The sequence below is a fragment of the Escherichia sp. F1 genome (assembly GCF_046764225.1).
Lineage (GTDB): Bacteria > Pseudomonadota > Gammaproteobacteria > Enterobacterales > Enterobacteriaceae > Escherichia > Escherichia coli.
This window is the reverse complement of record NZ_CP177202.1, coordinates 920606-938569: the sequence shown is the minus strand read 5'-3', so window position 1 is coordinate 938569 and position 17964 is coordinate 920606. Positions and strand designations below refer to the sequence as shown.

General features: G+C 51.5%; 19 protein-coding genes. 7 read left to right on the top strand and 12 right to left on the bottom strand.

All coding sequences use genetic code 11. The annotated features are described in order from the left end of the window. Positions 1 to 31 precede the first annotated feature (31 nt). The gene (gene ghxQ, locus ACK8NJ_RS04495) at positions 32 to 1399 is read left to right on the top strand and encodes a guanine/hypoxanthine transporter GhxQ (protein ID WP_000012163.1); all 1368 of its coding nucleotides are present in this window, start codon (positions 32 to 34) and stop codon (positions 1397 to 1399) included. Positions 1400 to 1434: 35 nt separating this feature from the next. On the opposite strand, the gene ACK8NJ_RS04490 is transcribed toward ghxQ, so the two are convergent. Both ACK8NJ_RS04490 and ygfT read right to left on the bottom strand, forming a co-directional pair. Further along, positions 1435 to 1923 carry a 4Fe-4S dicluster domain-containing protein gene (locus ACK8NJ_RS04490; RefSeq protein ID WP_000838428.1) on the bottom strand — a complete coding sequence of 163 codons (489 nt, stop codon included), beginning with the start codon at positions 1921 to 1923 and terminating at the stop codon, positions 1435 to 1437. Further along, positions 1923 to 3842 (bottom strand): formate-dependent uric acid utilization protein YgfT, encoded by a 1920-nt coding sequence (gene ygfT / locus ACK8NJ_RS04485; protein ID WP_001564003.1) that lies wholly within the window; start codon positions 3840 to 3842, stop codon positions 1923 to 1925. Before ygfT ends, ACK8NJ_RS04490 begins: the two co-directional genes overlap by 1 nt. A 435-nt stretch (positions 3843 to 4277) precedes the next feature. On the opposite strand from ygfT, the gene uacT reads away from it, so the two are divergent. Together uacT and yqfG are read left to right on the top strand one after the other, a co-directional pair. Then, positions 4278 to 5726, top strand: coding sequence for a urate/proton symporter UacT (uacT, locus tag ACK8NJ_RS04480; protein WP_411962157.1), 1449 nt, complete (start codon positions 4278 to 4280; stop codon positions 5724 to 5726). A 1-nt stretch (position 5727) separates the two neighbouring features. Then, positions 5728 to 5853, top strand: coding sequence for a protein YqfG (gene yqfG, locus ACK8NJ_RS04475; RefSeq protein ID WP_001050745.1), 126 nt, complete (start codon positions 5728 to 5730; stop codon positions 5851 to 5853). On the opposite strand, the gene ACK8NJ_RS04470 is transcribed toward yqfG, so the two are convergent. Then, positions 5850 to 5921, bottom strand: coding sequence for a protein YqfH (locus tag ACK8NJ_RS04470; protein ID WP_120795390.1), 72 nt, complete (start codon positions 5919 to 5921; stop codon positions 5850 to 5852). The genes yqfG and ACK8NJ_RS04470 overlap by 4 nt on opposite strands. 54 nt (positions 5922 to 5975) lie before the next feature. Here ACK8NJ_RS04470 and idi point away from each other — a divergent pair, with 54 nt between their 5' ends. Further along, complete coding sequence (idi, locus tag ACK8NJ_RS04465) at positions 5976 to 6524, top strand: isopentenyl-diphosphate Delta-isomerase (protein WP_001192789.1); 549 nt, start codon at positions 5976 to 5978, stop codon at positions 6522 to 6524. Between the two features lie 42 nt (positions 6525 to 6566). Here the strand turns inward: idi and lysS are convergent, their stop codons facing one another. The 5 genes from lysS to xerD form a co-directional block, all read right to left on the bottom strand. Then, complete coding sequence (gene lysS, locus ACK8NJ_RS04460; protein WP_000003071.1) at positions 6567 to 8084, bottom strand: lysine--tRNA ligase; 1518 nt, start codon at positions 8082 to 8084, stop codon at positions 6567 to 6569. 9 nt (positions 8085 to 8093) lie between these two features. Further along, positions 8094 to 9192, bottom strand: a protein-coding gene (prfB, locus tag ACK8NJ_RS04455) for a peptide chain release factor 2 (protein WP_001701073.1) whose coding sequence is annotated in 2 segments (ribosomal slippage) — positions 8094 to 9116 and positions 9118 to 9192 — 1098 coding nt in all. Because the reading frame shifts where the segments join, the coding sequence is not laid out codon by codon here. 90 nt (positions 9193 to 9282) lie between these two features. Then, the gene (gene recJ / locus ACK8NJ_RS04450; protein ID WP_000813190.1) at positions 9283 to 11016 is read right to left on the bottom strand and encodes a single-stranded-DNA-specific exonuclease RecJ; all 1734 of its coding nucleotides are present in this window, start codon (positions 11014 to 11016) and stop codon (positions 9283 to 9285) included. A gap of 5 nt (positions 11017 to 11021) precedes the next feature. Continuing rightward, entirely contained in the window at positions 11022 to 11732 is a 711-nt protein-coding gene (gene dsbC / locus ACK8NJ_RS04445) for a bifunctional protein-disulfide isomerase/oxidoreductase DsbC (protein WP_000715213.1), read from the bottom strand. Between the two features lie 24 nt (positions 11733 to 11756). Further along, positions 11757 to 12653: a site-specific tyrosine recombinase XerD gene (gene xerD / locus ACK8NJ_RS04440; RefSeq protein WP_000806638.1), complete on the bottom strand. Its 897-nt coding sequence runs from the start codon at positions 12651 to 12653 to the stop codon at positions 11757 to 11759. A gap of 111 nt (positions 12654 to 12764) precedes the next feature. Between xerD and fldB the strand changes: the two genes are divergently transcribed. Then, on the top strand, positions 12765 to 13286 hold the full coding sequence (gene fldB / locus ACK8NJ_RS04435) for a flavodoxin FldB (RefSeq protein WP_001055874.1): 522 nt from the start codon (positions 12765 to 12767) through the stop codon (positions 13284 to 13286). Between the two features lie 39 nt (positions 13287 to 13325). Here fldB and ACK8NJ_RS04430 read toward each other — a convergent pair whose 3' ends face one another. Both ACK8NJ_RS04430 and sdhE read right to left on the bottom strand, forming a co-directional pair. After that, positions 13326 to 13733, bottom strand: a complete 408-nt coding sequence (locus tag ACK8NJ_RS04430; protein WP_000244781.1) for a protein YgfX — start codon at positions 13731 to 13733, stop codon at positions 13326 to 13328. Next, positions 13714 to 13980, bottom strand: coding sequence for an FAD assembly factor SdhE (gene sdhE, locus ACK8NJ_RS04425; protein WP_000354046.1), 267 nt, complete (start codon positions 13978 to 13980; stop codon positions 13714 to 13716). Before sdhE ends, ACK8NJ_RS04430 begins: the two co-directional genes overlap by 20 nt. Before the next feature lie 242 nt (positions 13981 to 14222). On the opposite strand from sdhE, the gene ygfZ reads away from it, so the two are divergent. Beyond that, positions 14223 to 15203 carry a tRNA-modifying protein YgfZ gene (ygfZ, locus tag ACK8NJ_RS04420; protein WP_000886050.1) on the top strand — a complete coding sequence of 327 codons (981 nt, stop codon included), beginning with the start codon at positions 14223 to 14225 and terminating at the stop codon, positions 15201 to 15203. Positions 15204 to 15279: 76 nt separating this feature from the next. Here the strand turns inward: ygfZ and trhA are convergent, their stop codons facing one another. Then, entirely contained in the window at positions 15280 to 15939 is a 660-nt protein-coding gene (gene trhA, locus ACK8NJ_RS04415) for a PAQR family membrane homeostasis protein TrhA (RefSeq protein ID WP_000250269.1), read from the bottom strand. 163 nt (positions 15940 to 16102) lie between these two features. Further along, on the bottom strand, positions 16103 to 16414 hold the full coding sequence (gene yqfB / locus ACK8NJ_RS04410; RefSeq protein WP_001182949.1) for a N(4)-acetylcytidine aminohydrolase: 312 nt from the start codon (positions 16412 to 16414) through the stop codon (positions 16103 to 16105). A gap of 44 nt (positions 16415 to 16458) precedes the next feature. On the opposite strand from yqfB, the gene bglA reads away from it, so the two are divergent. Beyond that, entirely contained in the window at positions 16459 to 17892 is a 1434-nt protein-coding gene (gene bglA, locus ACK8NJ_RS04405) for a 6-phospho-beta-glucosidase BglA (RefSeq protein ID WP_001559758.1), read from the top strand. The last annotated feature ends 72 nt before the right edge of the window (positions 17893 to 17964 follow it).

Below are 17964 nucleotides of genomic sequence, written 5' to 3'. Positions count from 1 at the left end.
AAAACTTTAACATCCTCGTGAGGACATCATTATGTCTGGAGACATCCTACAAACACCGGACGCACCAAAGCCACAGGGCGCGCTGGATAATTATTTTAAAATTACCGCTCGTGGCAGTACCGTTCGTCAGGAAGTACTGGCTGGCTTAACGACCTTTCTGGCCATGGTTTATTCCGTTATCGTCGTTCCGGGAATGCTGGGCAAAGCAGGTTTTCCTCCCGCAGCTGTGTTTGTTGCCACCTGTCTGGTCGCGGGCTTCGGCTCGTTGCTGATGGGATTATGGGCCAATTTGCCAATGGCGATTGGTTGCGCGATTTCCTTGACGGCGTTTACCGCATTCAGTCTGGTTCTCGGGCAACAAATTAGCGTTCCTGTCGCACTGGGCGCGGTCTTTCTGATGGGCGTCATCTTCACCGCCATTTCCGTAACCGGTGTGCGTACCTGGATCTTACGTAATTTACCGATGGGGATAGCTCACGGTACAGGTATCGGTATCGGCCTGTTTCTGCTGCTGATTGCTGCTAACGGTGTGGGAATGGTTATCAAAAACCCGATTGAAGGCTTGCCAGTGGCGCTCGGTGCGTTTACCTCCTTCCCGGTGATGATGAGCTTGCTGGGGCTGGCGGTCATCTTCGGTCTGGAAAAGTGCCGCGTACCAGGCGGGATCTTGTTGGTGATTATTGCAATTTCGATCATCGGCTTAATCTTTGATCCAGCGGTGAAATACCACGGTCTGGTGGCGATGCCAAGCCTGACTGGCGAAGATGGTAAGTCTCTGATTTTCAGCCTCGATATTATGGGCGCACTCCAGCCAACTGTACTTCCGAGTGTACTAGCATTGGTGATGACCGCAGTGTTCGACGCCACTGGTACCATCCGTGCCGTCGCCGGTCAGGCGAATTTGTTGGATAAAGACAACCAGATCATCAACGGCGGCAAAGCCCTGACCAGTGACTCAGTAAGTTCAATATTCTCCGGCCTGGTGGGCGCAGCGCCCGCAGCGGTTTATATCGAATCAGCGGCAGGAACCGCCGCCGGGGGTAAAACAGGATTGACCGCAACCGTAGTGGGGGCGTTATTCCTGCTGATTTTGTTCTTATCACCGTTGTCATTTTTGATCCCTGGTTACGCCACTGCACCCGCTCTGATGTACGTAGGTTTGCTGATGTTAAGTAACGTCTCGAAGCTGGATTTCAATGATTTTATTGACGCAATGGCTGGCCTGGTGTGTGCCGTGTTCATCGTTCTGACTTGTAATATCGTTACCGGTATTATGCTGGGCTTTGTGACACTGGTCGTAGGCCGCGTCTTTGCACGCGAATGGCAAAAGCTGAATATTGGTACGGTGATCATTACTGCCGCACTGGTCGCATTTTACGCGGGTGGTTGGGCAATCTAATAGATTCTCCGCGCCTTTCAGCGCGGAGATTTCTTTCACAGAGGATTCTCACCGCTGGCAACAATACGCTGCTGGCGGACTCGCCTGAGTTCTCTTTCAGTAAGCAACTGCAGCGCCTGTGTTGGGCAAGATTCAACGCAGGCTGGCCCCTCTTCCCGCTGTTCACAGAGATCGCATTTCACGATTTGTTGCCGGGTATCCCCCGGCAACGACTGAATGGTGATCATTCCAAACGGGCACGCACTGACGCAACTCTGACAGCCAATACAACGGGCAGAATTGGTCTGCACCACCTGCTCGCCCATCGTCAGCGCCCCCACGGGGCAAGCGCCAACACAAGGGGCGTTTTCACACTGATGGCACATCACCGGCGCACTGATGCTGTCCAGTCGCTGTACCTTCAGCCGGGGTAAAAAGACATCGGCATTCAACTCCTGTTCTGAAGGGTGAGCGACCACACAGGCCACTTCACAAGTACGGCAGCCAATACAGTCAGCCGGATTAACGATAATTAACGATTTCATCACGATGCCTTCGTATCAAACAGAGTTAACATATCGCGCGCCGCCTGCCTTCCTGCGGCCATTGCAGTGACAACCAGATCCGCGCCATGAACTGCATCACCACCAGCAAAGACTTTTTTCAGATGCGTCTGGGTAGGTAAATACCCGACGTCGCCGGTTTGAATCAGGCCCCATTTATCGAGTTTAATTCCACTGCCCTGCAACCACGGCATGGCATGCGCCTGGAAACCAAAGGCCATAATGAGAACATCGGCGGGCAATTCAAATTCTGAACCCGCTACCGGACGAGGACGACGGCGACCATCCGGCCCCGGCTCACCCATGGCTGTACGAATCAGGCCCACCGCAGTTAAACGCCCATCTTCGTCACAAGCGATATATTGCGGCTGAACATTGAACTGAAACTCGACACCTTCCTCGCGCGCATTGACCACCTCTTTGCGCGAGCCCGGCATACTGACTTCATCACGACGATACGCGCAGGTCACGCTGGCGGCATTGAGGCGGATGGAAGTCCGCAAACAATCCATGGTCGTATCGCCACCGCCCAATACCACGACTCGCTTACCTTCCACATCCGTCAGCGGATACTCTTCAGACTCCGGCAACCCCATGAGCTGGCGGGTATGGGCAGTCAGAAACGGTAGAGCCTGAATGACACCGGGCGCATCTTCATGCGGCAGATCTGCTCGCATCATCCCGTAAGTCCCCACGCCGATGAAAACTGCATCATATTCAGAAGTTAAATCGCTAAAGGTAATATCGCGGCCAATTTCACAGTTAAGATGAAAGTCGATTCCCATTGCGGTGAATATCTCTCGCCGCTGGCTTAATACCGTTTTATCGAGTTTGAAAGGAGGTATGCCAAAAGTCAGCATACCGCCAATTTCTGGATGGCGATCAAAGACATCAACCTGAACTCCTGCGCGCGCCAGAATATCAGCACACCCTAACCCTGCAGGCCCTGCGCCAATCACCGCCACTTTTTCGCTACGGGGAACAACTTTGCTGACATCGGGACGCCAGCCCATCGCCAGCGCGGTATCGGTGATGTAGCGTTCCAGATTACCGATAGTGACTGCGCCAGAGTGATCTTTCAAAGTACATGCGCCTTCACAAAGACGGTCCTGTGGGCAAACTCTGCCGCAGATTTCTGGTAAGGAACTGGTCTGGTGGCAAAGTTCTGCCGCTTCAATAATCTTTCCTTCCTGTACCAGACGGATGTAATCAGGAATAGCGTTATGCAGCGGGCAATGCCAGTTGCAGTTAGCTTTTTCGGCACAATAAACACAGCGGTCACTCTCATAAGTCGCTTGTTGTGGATCCAACCCGCAATAGATTTCGCCAAAGTGGGTTTTCCGTTCACTCGCTGAAATTTTATCTGCGCCTTTACGCGAGTTAACGGGGAGCAACGCTGCACTGCGAGATGGCTGAGCGTCTGATGACGCTTTTCCTGCTGCCGTTTTGCGCTGGCGGGCCACCTTTATCTGCTGCAACCCTTTATCGTCCATCAGCCGTAACGCCTGTGTTGGGCATACGTCAATACAGGCTTGCGTGCCGGAACTGCGCTGGTTACAAAGGTCGCATTTCTGCGCAATCGTATCGACCATCTCAACGACGCCAAAGGGGCAAGCGATTGCGCATCTTTTACAACCAATACATTTTTGCTCGTCCAGTTGTACGCTATCGGGCTGGAAAGTCAGAGCATTAACCGGACAAGCCGTAACGCAAGGGGCATTGTTGCAGTGATGGCAGGCCACCGGATTCGCAGCCTGGCCTTTCCCTACAACGTGGATACGCGGTCGAAAGTCACTGTGACTCAGCGGCCAGTTTTCTTGATTGTGTGCCACCGCACAGGCAATTTCACAAGCATGACAGCCTATACATTCCGCAGCTTCAGCAGCGATAAACTTATTCATTTGCATCCCTTTCATTTAATGAGTTATGTCTTCTCAAATTTCGCGATGCAATAAACGGGCATATATTAGGTAGCATGACCGTTTTAATTATAATTTTGCGACTGAGTTCAAATTATTGCCCCTCAATCTATGCCGCTTTCATTATTTCAACATTGCCGATCAAAAGAGCGCTATCCCGATAAAAACGATTAAATGCGAGAGTGCGACATGCCAGAATGATTAATGAAATATCAATATGAGAAAATTACAGATAATTCCATTGTCAGGTTCTCTTCTCATAATCGTGGTTTAACCACGATTATGTGATTGCCTCCGCAATTCCTGTCTCTAACTCCCCTTCCTCGCAAAAACTGGCACTCCACGAGCATGTGTTTAGATAGTTTCATTAACGTAAACGGTTGCTTTTTACTCTGGCGGGCGAAAGGAGAAACACTGATGAGCGCCATAGATTCCCAACTTCCCTCATCTTCAGGGCAAGACCGCCCAACTGATGAGGTTGACCGCATATTATCACCAGGAAAGCTGATCATACTCGGTCTGCAACACGTCCTTGTCATGTACGCAGGTGCAGTCGCTGTTCCTCTTATGATTGGTGACCGACTGGGCCTCTCAAAAGAAGCTATTGCGATGCTCATTAGCTCGGATCTCTTTTGCTGCGGGATCGTCACATTATTGCAATGTATCGGTATCGGCCGCTTTATGGGGATCCGCCTGCCGGTGATTATGTCGGTGACCTTCGCCGCTGTAACACCAATGATAGCCATTGGGATGAACCCGGATATCGGCCTGCTGGGGATATTTGGTGCCACTATCGCCGCGGGTTTTATCACCACATTATTAGCGCCACTTATCGGTCGCTTGATGCCTTTATTCCCGCCACTGGTTACCGGTGTGGTTATTACTTCTATCGGACTTAGCATCATTCAGGTGGGTATTGACTGGGCCGCAGGAGGTAAAGGGAATCCGCAATATGGTAATCCCGTTTATTTAGGTATCTCCTTTGCCGTCTTAATTTTTATCTTGCTCATTACTCGCTATGCGAAAGGATTTATGTCCAACGTCGCCGTATTACTGGGGATTGTATTTGGCTTTTTACTTTCGTGGATGATGAATGAAGTCAATTTATCCGGGCTACATGATGCTTCATGGTTTGCGATTGTCACGCCGATGTCATTTGGTATGCCGATTTTCGATCCCGTTTCCATTCTGACCATGACTGCCGTGTTAATCATCGTGTTTATCGAGTCGATGGGGATGTTCCTGGCACTGGGTGAAATAGTCGGTCGTAAACTCTCTTCACACGATATTATTCGCGGGTTGCGTGTCGATGGCGTAGGGACAATGATAGGCGGAACGTTTAACAGCTTCCCCCACACGTCATTTTCACAAAACGTTGGCCTGGTTAGCGTGACGCGCGTTCATAGCCGCTGGGTGTGTATTTCTTCGGGAATTATATTAATCCTGTTTGGCATGGTGCCAAAAATGGCGGTGCTGGTCGCCTCCATTCCGCAATTTGTGCTGGGCGGTGCTGGGCTGGTGATGTTCGCCATGGTACTGGCGACAGGAATTCGAATTCTGTCGCGCTGTAACTACACCACCAACCGTTACAACCTCTATATTGTGGCGATCAGTCTCGGCGTTGGCATGACTCCGACGCTCTCTCACGATTTCTTTTCTAAGTTACCGGCCGTACTGCAACCGTTGCTGCATAGCGGCATTATGCTCGCAACCCTTAGCGCCGTTGTGCTGAACGTCTTCTTTAATGGCTATCAGCATCATGCTGATCTGGTGAAGGAATCCGTCTCTGATAAAGATTTAAAAGTCAGGACAGTACGTATGTGGCTTCTGATGCGCAAGCTGAAGAAAAATGAGCATGGAGAATAATATGAATCTTTTAATGCGCGCTATATTCAGTCTGTTGTTGCTTTTTACTCTCTCTATTCCTGTCATTTCTGACTGTGTTGCAATGGCCATTGAAAGTCGCTTCAAATATATGATGCTGCTTTTTTAAATGGTTTTTACCTGTCGACATCCGCTCAAAACGGGCGGTTGTCGATAAACGCTCACTTGGTTAATCATTTCACTCTTCAATTATCTATAATGATGAGTGATTAGAATTACATGTGAGAAATTATGCAAACGGAACACGTCATTTTATTGAATGCACAGGGAGTTCCCACGGGTACGCTGGAAAAGTATGCCGCACACACGGCAGACACTCTCTTACATCTCGCGTTCTCCAGTTGGCTGTTTAATGCCAAAGGGCAATTATTAGTTACCCGCCGCGCCCTTAGCAAAAAAGCGTGGCCGGGCGTGTGGACTAACTCGGTTTGTGGGCACCCACAACTGGGCGAAAGCAACGAAGACGCGGTGATCCGCCGTTGCCGCTTTGAACTGGGTGTGGAAATAACAGCACCAGAACCGGTCTATCCTGACTTTCGCTACCGCGCCACCGATCCGAATGGCATTGTGGAAAATGAAGTGTGTCCGGTATTTGCTGCACGCACGACCAGTGCGTTACAGATCAACGATGATGAAGTGATGGATTATCAATGGTGTGATTTAGCAGATGTATTACGCGGTATTGATGCCACGCCGTGGGCGTTCAGTCCGTGGATGGTGATGCAGGCAGCCAATAGTGAAGCAAGAAAATTGTTGTCTGCTTTCGCGCAGCACAATTAAAAAACCCCGACATTTGCCGGGGTTGTGAGCATAACGTAATGCTTATTTTACCGGACGCATCGCCGGGAACAGAATAACGTCGCGGATGGTATGGCTGTTGGTGAACAGCATTACCATACGGTCGATACCAATTCCCAGACCTGCTGTCGGCGGTAAGCCGTGTTCCAGTGCGGTGACATAATCTTCGTCGTAGAACATCGCTTCGTCGTCGCCTGCGTCTTTCGCGGCAACCTGATCCAGGAAGCGCTGCGCCTGATCTTCCGCGTCATTCAGCTCGCTAAAGCCGTTACCGATTTCACGACCACCAATGAAGAACTCAAAGCGGTCTGTGATTTCCGGGTTAACGTCGTTACGACGCGCCAGCGGAGAAACTTCTGCCGGATATTCAGTAATGAAGGTCGGCTGAATCAGATGTGCTTCTGCCACTTCTTCGAAGATCTCGGTAACGATACGGCCCAGACCCCAGCTCTTCTCAACGTGGATGCCGATAGATTCAGCAATCGCTTTCGCAGAGTCGAAGTTGTCCAGATCCGCCATGTCGGTTTCCGGGCGATATTTCTTGATCGCTTCACGCATGGTTAGTTTTTCGAACGGTTTACCGAAGTCCAGCGTCACGTCGCCGTAGGTCACTTCCGTCTTACCGAGAATATCCTGTGCCAGAGTACGGAACAGCGATTCGGTCAGCTCGATCAGATCTTTGTAATCTGCGTAAGCCATATAGAGTTCCATCATGGTGAACTCTGGGTTATGACGTACGGAAATACCTTCGTTACGGAAGTTACGGTTGATTTCGAATACACGCTCGAAGCCACCGACCACCAGACGCTTGAGGTACAGTTCCGGCGCGATACGCAGGTACATGTCGAGATCCAGCGCATTATGGTGGGTGATGAACGGACGCGCAGCGGCACCGCCAGGGATCACCTGCATCATCGGCGTTTCAACTTCCATAAAGCCGCGGTTCACCATGAACTGGCGAATACCAGAGAGGATCTGCGAGCGCACTTTAAAGGTGTTGCGGGATTCATCGTTAGAGATGAGATCCAGATAACGCTGACGATAGCGCGCTTCCTGATCCTGCAAGCCGTGGAATTTATCCGGCAGCGGACGCAGTGCTTTGGTCAGCAGACGCAGCTCGGTGCAGTGGATAGACAGTTCGCCAGTTTTGGTTTTGAACAGTTTACCTTTCGCGCCGAGGATATCGCCGAGGTCCCATTTTTTGAACTGCTCGTTGTAAACGCCTTCCGGCAGATCGTCACGGGCAACGTACAGCTGAATGCGGCCACCCACATCCTGCAGGGTAACGAAAGACGCTTTACCCATAATACGACGGGTCATCATGCGGCCAGCAACGGCAACTTCGATGTTCAGCGCTTCCAGTTCTTCGTTCTCTTTACCGTCGAATTCTGCGTGCAATTGGTCAGAGGTATGATCGCGACGGAAATCGTTCGGGAAGGCAATCCCCTGCTCGCGCAGGTTCGCCAGCTTCTCACGACGCGTTTTCAGTTCATTGTTAAGATCGACTACCGCGTCAGCGCCCTGTGCGTGTTGTTCAGACATGTTGGTTCCTCATAACCCTGCTTTCAAACTTGCTTCGATAAATTGATCCAGGCTGCCGTCCAGCACGGCCTGCGTGTTGCGGGTTTCTACCCCGGTGCGCAGATCTTTAATGCGGGAGTCATCAAGGACATAAGAACGAATCTGGCTGCCCCAGCCGATGTCGGATTTATTGTCTTCCATCGCCTGCTTCTCGGCATTTTTCTTCTGCATCTCCAGTTCATAAAGCTTCGCTTTCATCTGCTTCATGGCCTGGTCTTTGTTCTTGTGCTGGGAACGGTCGTTCTGGCACTGGGTCACGATCCCGGTCGGGATGTGGGTAATACGCACCGCAGATTCGGTACGGTTAACGTGCTGACCGCCCGCGCCGGACGCGCGATAAACGTCGATGCGCAGATCCGCCGGATTGATTTCGATATCGATATCGTCATCAACTTCCGGGTAAACAAACGCGGAGCTGAACGACGTGTGGCGACGACCGCCGGAGTCAAACGGGCTCTTACGCACCAGGCGGTGAACGCCAGTTTCTGTACGCAGCCAGCCGTAAGCGTAATCGCCGGAGATTTTGATCGTCACGGATTTAATACCCGCCACTTCACCTTCCGACTCTTCGATGATTTCAGTTTTGAAACCACGCGATTCTGCCCAGCGCAGATACATACGCTCAAGCATGCTCGCCCAGTCCTGTGCTTCCGTACCGCCAGACCCCGCCTGAATATCGAGGTAGCAGTCGGCGCTGTCATATTCGCCAGAGAACATACGGCGGAACTCAAGCTGCGCCAGTTTTTCTTCCAGAGCGTCGAGTTCAGCAACGGCTTCGTTAAAGGTTTCTTCGTCGTCAGCTTCTACAGCCAGTTCCAGCAGACCAGAAACATCTTCCAGCCCCTGTTTCATTTGGTCGAGGGTGTCGACAACGGCTTCGAGGGAGGAACGCTCTTTACCCAGCGCCTGTGCGCGTTCGGGTTCGTTCCAGACATCCGGCTGTTCCAGCTCGGCGTTTACTTCTTCCAGACGCTCTTTCTTGGCGTCATAGTCAAAGATACCCCCTAAGAACGTCGGAGCGTTCCGTGAGGTCCTGAATGCGATTATTTACCGGATTAATTTCAAACATGGTCTGATTTCTTTTATTGAGCTAGTCAAAATGCGGTGATAAGAGCGGGATTGTACCCAATCCACGCTCTTTTTTATAGAGAAGATGACGCTAAATTGGCCAGATATTGTCGATGATAATTTGCAGGCTGCGGTTGCCGCGAAACTCGTTGATATCGAGCTTGTAAGCCAGTTGCACTTCGCGCACGCCGTTATCCGGCCAGAGGGCGGTATCGACATTGAAAGCAATACCATCCAGCAGCGGACCGCCGCCGACCGGTTCGACCATCACCTTCAAATGACGTTCGCCCACCAGCCGCTGTTGCAGCAGACGGAAATGACCGTCAAACAGCGGCTCCGGGAACATCTGCCCCCACGGGCCAGCATCGCGCAGCAACTGCGCCACTTCCATGGTCATTTCGGCCGGGCTTAACGGACCGTCCGACACCACTTCGCCTTGCAATAGCGAAGGGTCCAGCCACTCAGTAACCAGTTCGCCAAACCGTTGTTGAAAGAGTTCGAATTTATCCTCTTCCAGCGACAAACCCGCCGCCATCGCATGACCGCCAAACTTGAGCATCATGCCGGGGTAGAGTGTGTCTAATCGCTCCAGCGCATCACGCATATGCAGCCCCTGAATGGAGCGACCGGAACCTTTCAGCGTACCATCACCTGCTGGCGCAAAGGCGATAACCGGACGATGAAAACGCTCTTTGATGCGCGAAGCCAGAATACCGACAACGCCCTGATGCCATTCGGGGTGATACATTGCCAGCCCGCCGGGTAGCGTGTCGCGGCTGCGCTCCAGTTTCTCGCACAAGGTCAGGGCTTCAACTTGCATTCCCTGTTCGATCTCTTTTCGCGTCTGGTTTAGCGCATCGAGTTCATTTGCCAGCACGCGCGCTTCGCCGATGTTGTCGCACAGCAACAGCGCCACGCCAACGGACATATCGTCCAGTCGCCCGGCAGCATTGAGACGTGGCCCCAGCGCAAAACCTAAATCGCTGGCGGCGAGTTTTTGTGGATCGCGATTGGCCACTTCCAGCAGCGCTTTAATCCCCGGACGGCACTTTCCGGCACGGATGCGACTCATCCCCTGCCAAGTCAGAATGCGATTATTAGCGTCCAGCGGCACGACGTCCGCTACTGTCCCCAGCGCGACCAGATCCAGCAGTTCTGCCAGATTAGGAATTGCGATGCCGCGCTCATCAAACCAGCCCTGATCGCGCAAAAAGGTGCGCAGAGCCAGCATCAGATAAAACGCCACACCCACGCCTGCCAGTGATTTCGACGGGAAATTACAGTCGCGCAAGTTAGGGTTAATGATCGCTTCCGCTGCGGGTAATGTGTCGCCCGGCAAATGGTGATCGGTAACAATAACCGGGATGCCCAACGAGCGAGCGTGTTCAACCCCCGCATGGGAGGAAATACCGTTATCCACGGTAACAATTAACTGCGCGCCACGGGCATGGGCCTGATCGACCACTTCCGGGCTTAAGCCGTAACCGTCTTCGAAACGGTTTGGTACCAGGTAGTCGATATTGCTGCAACCAAGCGAGCGCATCGCCAGCACGCTTAGAGCCGTGCTGGTCGCGCCGTCGGCGTCGAAATCACCGACCACAATAATCCGCGTTCCTTCGCGAAAAGCGTTGTAAAGGATCTCAACGGCCTTTTCGACGCCGCTCAGTTGCTGCCAGGGCAACATACCTTTAACACTGCGTTCCAGTTCTTGCGCACTGCGTACTCCCCGGCTGGCGTATAAACGGCGCAGCAAGGGAGGCAATTCAGCGGGCAAGTCTGCCGTTTCATCGACTTCACGGCGACGAAGTTGTATCTGTTGTTTCACGCGAATTATTTACCGCTGGTCATTTTTTGGTGTTCGTCGAGGAATTCTTTCATGTCTTTCGGCGGCTGGTAACCCGGAACAAGTGTGCCATTGCTCAGCACAACTGCCGGTGTACCGCTAACGCCAAGCTGGACGCCAAGTGCGTAATGGTCGGCAATATCCACGTCGCAGCTGGCTGGTGCGACGCTTTTACCTGCCATCACATCATCAAACGCTTTGTTTTTATCTTTCGCACACCAGATAGCTTTCATTTCTTTCTCTGCATCGCTGTCCAGCCCCTGGCGCGGGAAAGCAAGATAACGCACGGTGATCCCCAGTGCGTTGTAGTCTGCCATTTGCTCATGCAGTTTGTGGCAGTAACCACAGGTAATATCAGTAAACACGGTGATGACGTGTTTTTCCTGCGGCGCTTTATAAACGATCATCTCTTTTTCAAGCGCATTCAACTGCTTTAACAGCATCTTATTGGTGACATTGACCGGAGCTGTGCCACTAACGTCATACATTGGCCCCTGAATGATATGTTTACCATCATCGGTGATGTACAACACACCGCTGTTAGTCAGAACTGTCTTCATGCCAGCTACGGGCGCGGGCTGAATATCGCTGCTTTTGATGCCCATTTTGGCTAACGTTTGTTGAATTGCCGCGTCATCAGCCTGAGCAAAGCCTGAAAACGCCGCTAACAAAGTAAACAACATAAAACCTTTCTTCATAAATCTTCCCGTTCTTTTCAGACATCACGCCCGCGGGTGATGCTGTTGATGAAGTTGCCGCAGACGCTCGGTAGCGACATGCGTATAAATTTGCGTGGTGGAGAGATCGCTGTGGCCCAGTAGCATCTGCACCACGCGTAAATCCGCACCATGATTTAATAAATGAGTGGCAAAAGCGTGACGCAACACATGCGGTGACAGCTTTTCGCTGTCGATACCCGCCAGCACGGCATAATGTTTAATGCGGTGCCAGAAGGTCTGTCGCGTCATCTGCTGCGCACGCTGGCTGGGGAACAACACATCAATAGAGACACCGTTCAACAACCACGGTCGCCCATGCTCGAGATACGTTTCCAGCCAGTAAACCGCCTCTTCACCTAACGGTACCAGGCGCTCTTTGTTGCCTTTACCAATGACCCGCACTACGCCCTGACGCAGGCTGATATCACTCATTGTCAGCCCGACCAGTTCAGAGACACGCAGCCCTGTAGCATACAACACTTCAAGCATGGCTTTATCGCGTAGCTCCAGTGGCTGATCAATTAATGGTGCCTGTAATAAACGTTCGACCTGCGCTTCGCTTAAATCTTTTGGCAAACGCTGTGGCAATTTCGGTGAAGCGAGATGCGCACTGGGATCGTCTTCACGAAACTTTTCGCGATAAAGATACTGGAACAATCGGCGCACTGCACTCAGCAAACGCGCTGAGCTGGTGGCTTTATACCCGCCCTCCAGCCGTTCTGCCAGTAATGCCTGCAAATCGTCACTTTGCGCCGTCGCCAGCGTCAACCCGCGGTGATGCAACCACTCCACCATCATTGACAGATCGCGACGGTAAGCGTTCAACGTATTTTCAGCCAGATTTTTTTCCAGCCACAGAGCATCAAGAAACTGCTCGATGCGTGCCAGATCCTGTTTCACTTGCGCCCCTTATGGTCACTCATTTGATCCATTATGCCTTATTGTGCCGTGACTAAAGCGATTCTGATACACTAGCCGCAAAAGCCACAGCAGAATCGAGAAGCTTACGTTATGAATATGGGTCTTTTTTACGGTTCCAGCACCTGTTACACCGAAATGGCGGCAGAAAAAATCCGCGATATTATCGGCCCAGAACTGGTGACCTTACATAACCTCAAGGACGACTCCCCGAAATTAATGGAGCAGTACGATGTGCTCATTCTGGGTATCCCGACCTGGGATTTTGGTGAAATCCAGGAAGACTGGGAAGCCGTCTGGGATCAGCTCGACGACCTGAACCTTGAAGGTAAAATTGTTGCGCTGTATGGGCTTGGCGATCAACTGGGATACGGCGAGTGGTTCCTCGATGCGCTCGGTATGCTGCATGACAAACTCTCGACCAAAGGCGTGAAGTTCGTCGGCTACTGGCCAACGGAAGGGTATGAATTTACCAGCCCGAAACCGGTGATTGCTGACGGGCAACTGTTCGTGGGTCTGGCGCTGGACGAAACTAATCAGTATGATCTTAGTGACGAGCGTATTCAGAGCTGGTGCGAACAAATCCTCAACGAAATGGCAGAGCATTACGCCTGATGTCACTGACGGCTTAGCGCATATGCTTTGCCGTCATCTTTATCTTTGCGTCTCTTGTTGCAACAAAATCCGCCGTAAATCCCGCCATTCGGCTTCGTCCATGCTGTCGGCTGCCAGCCATAAATGTTGCCGTTTACCGCTGTCAGAACGTAAACGCAGCATCATGCCGCTCTTAATCATCCACGGCGCTTTGACGATGCTCCACTCCTGCCCTTGCCAGCGCAAACGCCCGTCCATCAACAGGCGAATTTCCCCCTGGCGAGCATTAATGCGCCGCTGGCTGCGAACGCAATCAAACACCACCAGCGAAAGTAACACCATCCATAACGGGGTGTAACTGAGCGGCCAGGGCATGAGTAAAATAACAGCGGCAACCAGCCCATGAATCAGCAAGGAAAGCCACTGTGCGCGCCAGGAGACGCGCAAATCAGATTGCCACAGGACCACGTTCCCGGTTCCGTGTCTGGATGAGTCGGACCATCATTTCCAGTTCTGCATCGGCCGGTTTACCGTGGTTCATCAGCCAGTTAAACAGATCGGGATCGTCACACTCCAGCAGACGAATAAAGATGCGTTTTTCGTCATCGCTTAAGCTGTCGTACTCATGTTCGAAAAACGGCATGATTGAAATATCGAGTTCGCGCATACCACGGCGGCATGCCCAATGAATGCGGGCTTTGTTGTTAATGTCCATCTTCTTCCTGTCTCACGAAAATCCAGTACCTGGCTATTGTAACGTGTTTTTCGACTTCTTTTGCGGGAATATCAGTAAACACAATCGCGATCGCGAAATTAATTCACAACAATTCAAGGGCTTCATTTTTTTGGAAGTCGCCTCGCAGAAGGCACAGATCGCGTAGTGAAAGCACTTGCATTGCCTCATAGCTCTTTTACCATTAGTCATTAATACGCCGTTAAGCAACTCAGGACTCTATTATGGCTTTTACACCTTTTCCTCCCCGTCAGCCTACGGCGTCTGCCCGTTTACCGCTGACGCTGATAACGCTTGATGACTGGGCGCTTGCCACCATTACTGGCGCGGACAGCGAAAAATATATGCAGGGTCAGGTGACAGCAGATGTCAGCCAGATGACAGAAAATCAGCATCTGCTCGCCGCCCATTGCGACGCCAAAGGTAAAATGTGGAGCAATTTACGTCTGTTCCGCGACGGCGATGGCTTTGCATGGATTGAACGGCGCAGTGTGCGTGAACCGCAGCTGACTGAACTGAAAAAATATGCGGTGTTCTCTAAAGTGACCATCGCGCCGGACGATGAGCGTGTGCTGCTTGGTGTTGCCGGTTTTCAGGCGCGCGCCGCGCTGGCAAATATCTTTAGTGAACTGCCTTCGAAAGAAAAACAGGTAGTTAAAGAAGGCGCGACCACTTTGCTATGGTTTGAACACCCTGCAGAACGTTTCCTGATCGTAACCGATGAAGCCACTGCCAATATGCTGACCGATAAACTGCGCGGTGAAGCGGAACTGAACAATAGCCAACAGTGGCTGGCATTAAACATTGAAGCGGGTTTCCCGGTGATTGATGCCGCCAACAGCGGGCAGTTTATCCCACAGGCGACCAACCTCCAGGCGCTGGGCGGCATTAGCTTTAAAAAAGGCTGCTATACCGGACAAGAGATGGTGGCGCGAGCTAAATTCCGTGGTGCCAACAAACGCGCGCTCTGGTTGCTGACGGGTAGCGCCAGCCGACTGCCGGAAGCCGGTGAAGACTTAGAGCTGAAAATGGGCGAGAACTGGCGTCGTACCGGAACCGTGCTGGCTGCGGTAAAACTGGAAGATGGTCAGGTCGTGGTACAGGTCGTCATGAATAACGATATGGAACCGGACAGCATCTTCCGCGTGCGTGACGATGCGAATACATTGCATATCGAGCCGCTGCCGTATTCACTCGAAGAGTAAATCTCTGTGTCGCATCATGCATTTATCGCCTGATGCGGCAAGGGTGTGTCTTTTCAGGCCTACAAAGGCACACCCATTACGCCTGCCCAATATATAAATAGATCGCCAGAAAGTGGCACACGCTGCCGCCGAGCACAAAGCCGTGCCAGATGGCATGGTTGTAGGGAATGCGTTTGCAGACGTAGAAAATCACCCCGAGCGAGTAAACCACGCCGCCTACAGCCAGTAAGGTAACGCTGCCCGCCGCAAGCTTAATTGCCATTTCATAAATCACCACCAGCGACAGCCAGCCCATCGCCAGATAGGTCACCAGAGATAAAATTTTGAATCGGTGCGCGATGGTCAGTTTGAACAGAATCCCCAGCAATGCCAGGCTCCAGATAACAATCATCAACCCGCGCGCTAACGGAGAATCCAGCCCCACCAGCAAAAACGGCGTGTAGGTTCCGGCAATCAATAGGTAAATAGCGCAATGGTCAAATTTCTTCAGCCACATTTTTGCCCGTTGATGAGGAATGGCGTGATAGAGCGTCGAAGCGAGGAACAGCAGGATCATACTGCCGCCATAGAGGCTGTAACTGGTTATCGCTGTGGCGCTGGCATTGAGATCCACCGCCTGAACCAGTAGCAACACCAGCCCAACGATACCAAACACCAACCCAATGCCGTGACTGACGCTGTTGGCAATTTCCTCTGCCAGCGAATATCCCTGCTTAATGAGGGGCTTCTGAACCATAACTTACTCCGGAGAAACGTACACGCACATGTATACCTCTCCAGCGTAACTGAGAATAGTTCCAGTGAACACCTGTTAGCTAAAATAAATTCTGATTTGGGACTAATCTCCTAAAAATCATGAAATTAAATGCAAAATTTCAACTAACAGGCGTGAGTTCAATTTAAAGGCATTTAAATTCAATCACATAAAACTGTGTCTGGCCGGGATAGATGTCGGCAATGACCTTTTTCAGTTCTAGCAGGGTCATATTCTCCTGCTCTGCATGTTTTTCCGTCAGCGTATCCAGCGTTACGGTTGAGGTTGCGGTGACTTCAATCGTGCAAAAATAACCGTCATCTTCAAAACGCCCGACACGAAGCACATCACCCGTTTTGAAGTGCGATTCAGACTCGTCGCGGATGGTGATGGTTTTACGCCCAGCCAGAATGTCATCCTGGAAACGTTGAAAAAAAGTGATGTCGTTTGGCTGCATGGTACTATTTCCTGTAAGAATTGACTCATCTGGAGCCTATGATAGTGAAAAAACTCACCTTACCGAAAGATTTCTTATGGGGCGGCGCAGTTGCCGCTCATCAGGTCGAAGGCGGCTGGAACAAAGGCGGCAAAGGGCCGAGCATTTGTGACGTTCTGACCGGTGGCGCACACGGCGTGCCGCGCGAAATCACCAAAGAAGTGTTGCCAGGAAAATACTATCCGAACCATGAAGCCGTTGATTTTTATGGTCATTACAAGGAAGACATCAAGCTATTTGCCGAAATGGGCTTCAAATGTTTTCGTACATCCATCGCCTGGACGCGCATTTTTCCAAAAGGCGATGAAGCTCAGCCAAACGAAGAAGGGCTGAAGTTCTACGATGATATGTTCGATGAACTGCTGAAATACAACATCGAACCGGTGATCACCCTCTCCCACTTTGAAATGCCGCTGCATCTGGTGCAGCAATACGGTAGCTGGACCAACCGTAAAGTGGTTGATTTCTTTGTCCGTTTCGCAGAAGTGGTATTTGAACGCTATAAGCATAAAGTCAAATACTGGATGACCTTCAACGAAATTAACAACCAGCGTAACTGGCGTGCACCGCTGTTCGGTTACTGCTGCTCCGGCGTGGTGTATACCGAGCATGAAAACCCGGAAGAGACGATGTACCAGGTGCTGCATCACCAGTTTGTCGCCAGCGCCCTGGCGGTGAAAGCCGCGCGTCGCATTAACCCGGAAATGAAAGTCGGCTGTATGCTGGCGATGGTGCCGCTTTACCCTTACTCCTGTAATCCGGACGATGTGATGTTCGCCCAGGAGTCGATGCGCGAACGCTACGTCTTTACCGATGTGCAACTGCGTGGCTATTACCCGTCCTATGTGTTGAACGAGTGGGAGCGTCGCGGATTTAACATCAAAATGGAAGACGGCGATCTCGATGTGCTGCGCGAAGGCACCTGCGATTATCTCGGTTTCAGCTATTACATGACCAACGCGGTGAAGGCCGAAGGCGGCACCGGCGATGCGATCTCTGGTTTTGAAGGCAGCGTACCAAACCCGTATGTTAAAGCGTCTGACTGGGGCTGGCAGATTGATCCTGTGGGTCTGCGCTATGCACTTTGCGAACTGTATGAGCGTTATCAGAAGCCGCTGTTTATTGTCGAAAACGGTTTTGGCGCTTACGACAAGATGGAAGAAGATGGCAGCATCAACGACGACTACCGCATTGACTACCTGCGCGCCCATATTGAAGAGATGAAAAAAGCGGTGACTTACGATGGTGTCGACCTGATGGGCTACACACCATGGGGCTGCATCGACTGCGTGTCGTTCACCACCGGGCAGTACAGCAAGCGCTACGGCTTTATCTATGTGAATAAACATGACGACGGTACTGGCGATATGTCGCGTTCACGTAAGAAGAGCTTTGATTGGTACAAAGAGGTGATTGCCAGCAACGGCGAGAATCTGTAATTAGCCGATGTGCCTGATGCGCTACGCTCATCAGGCCTGGCACTCTTTTAATATATTGAGCTCGCAATATTT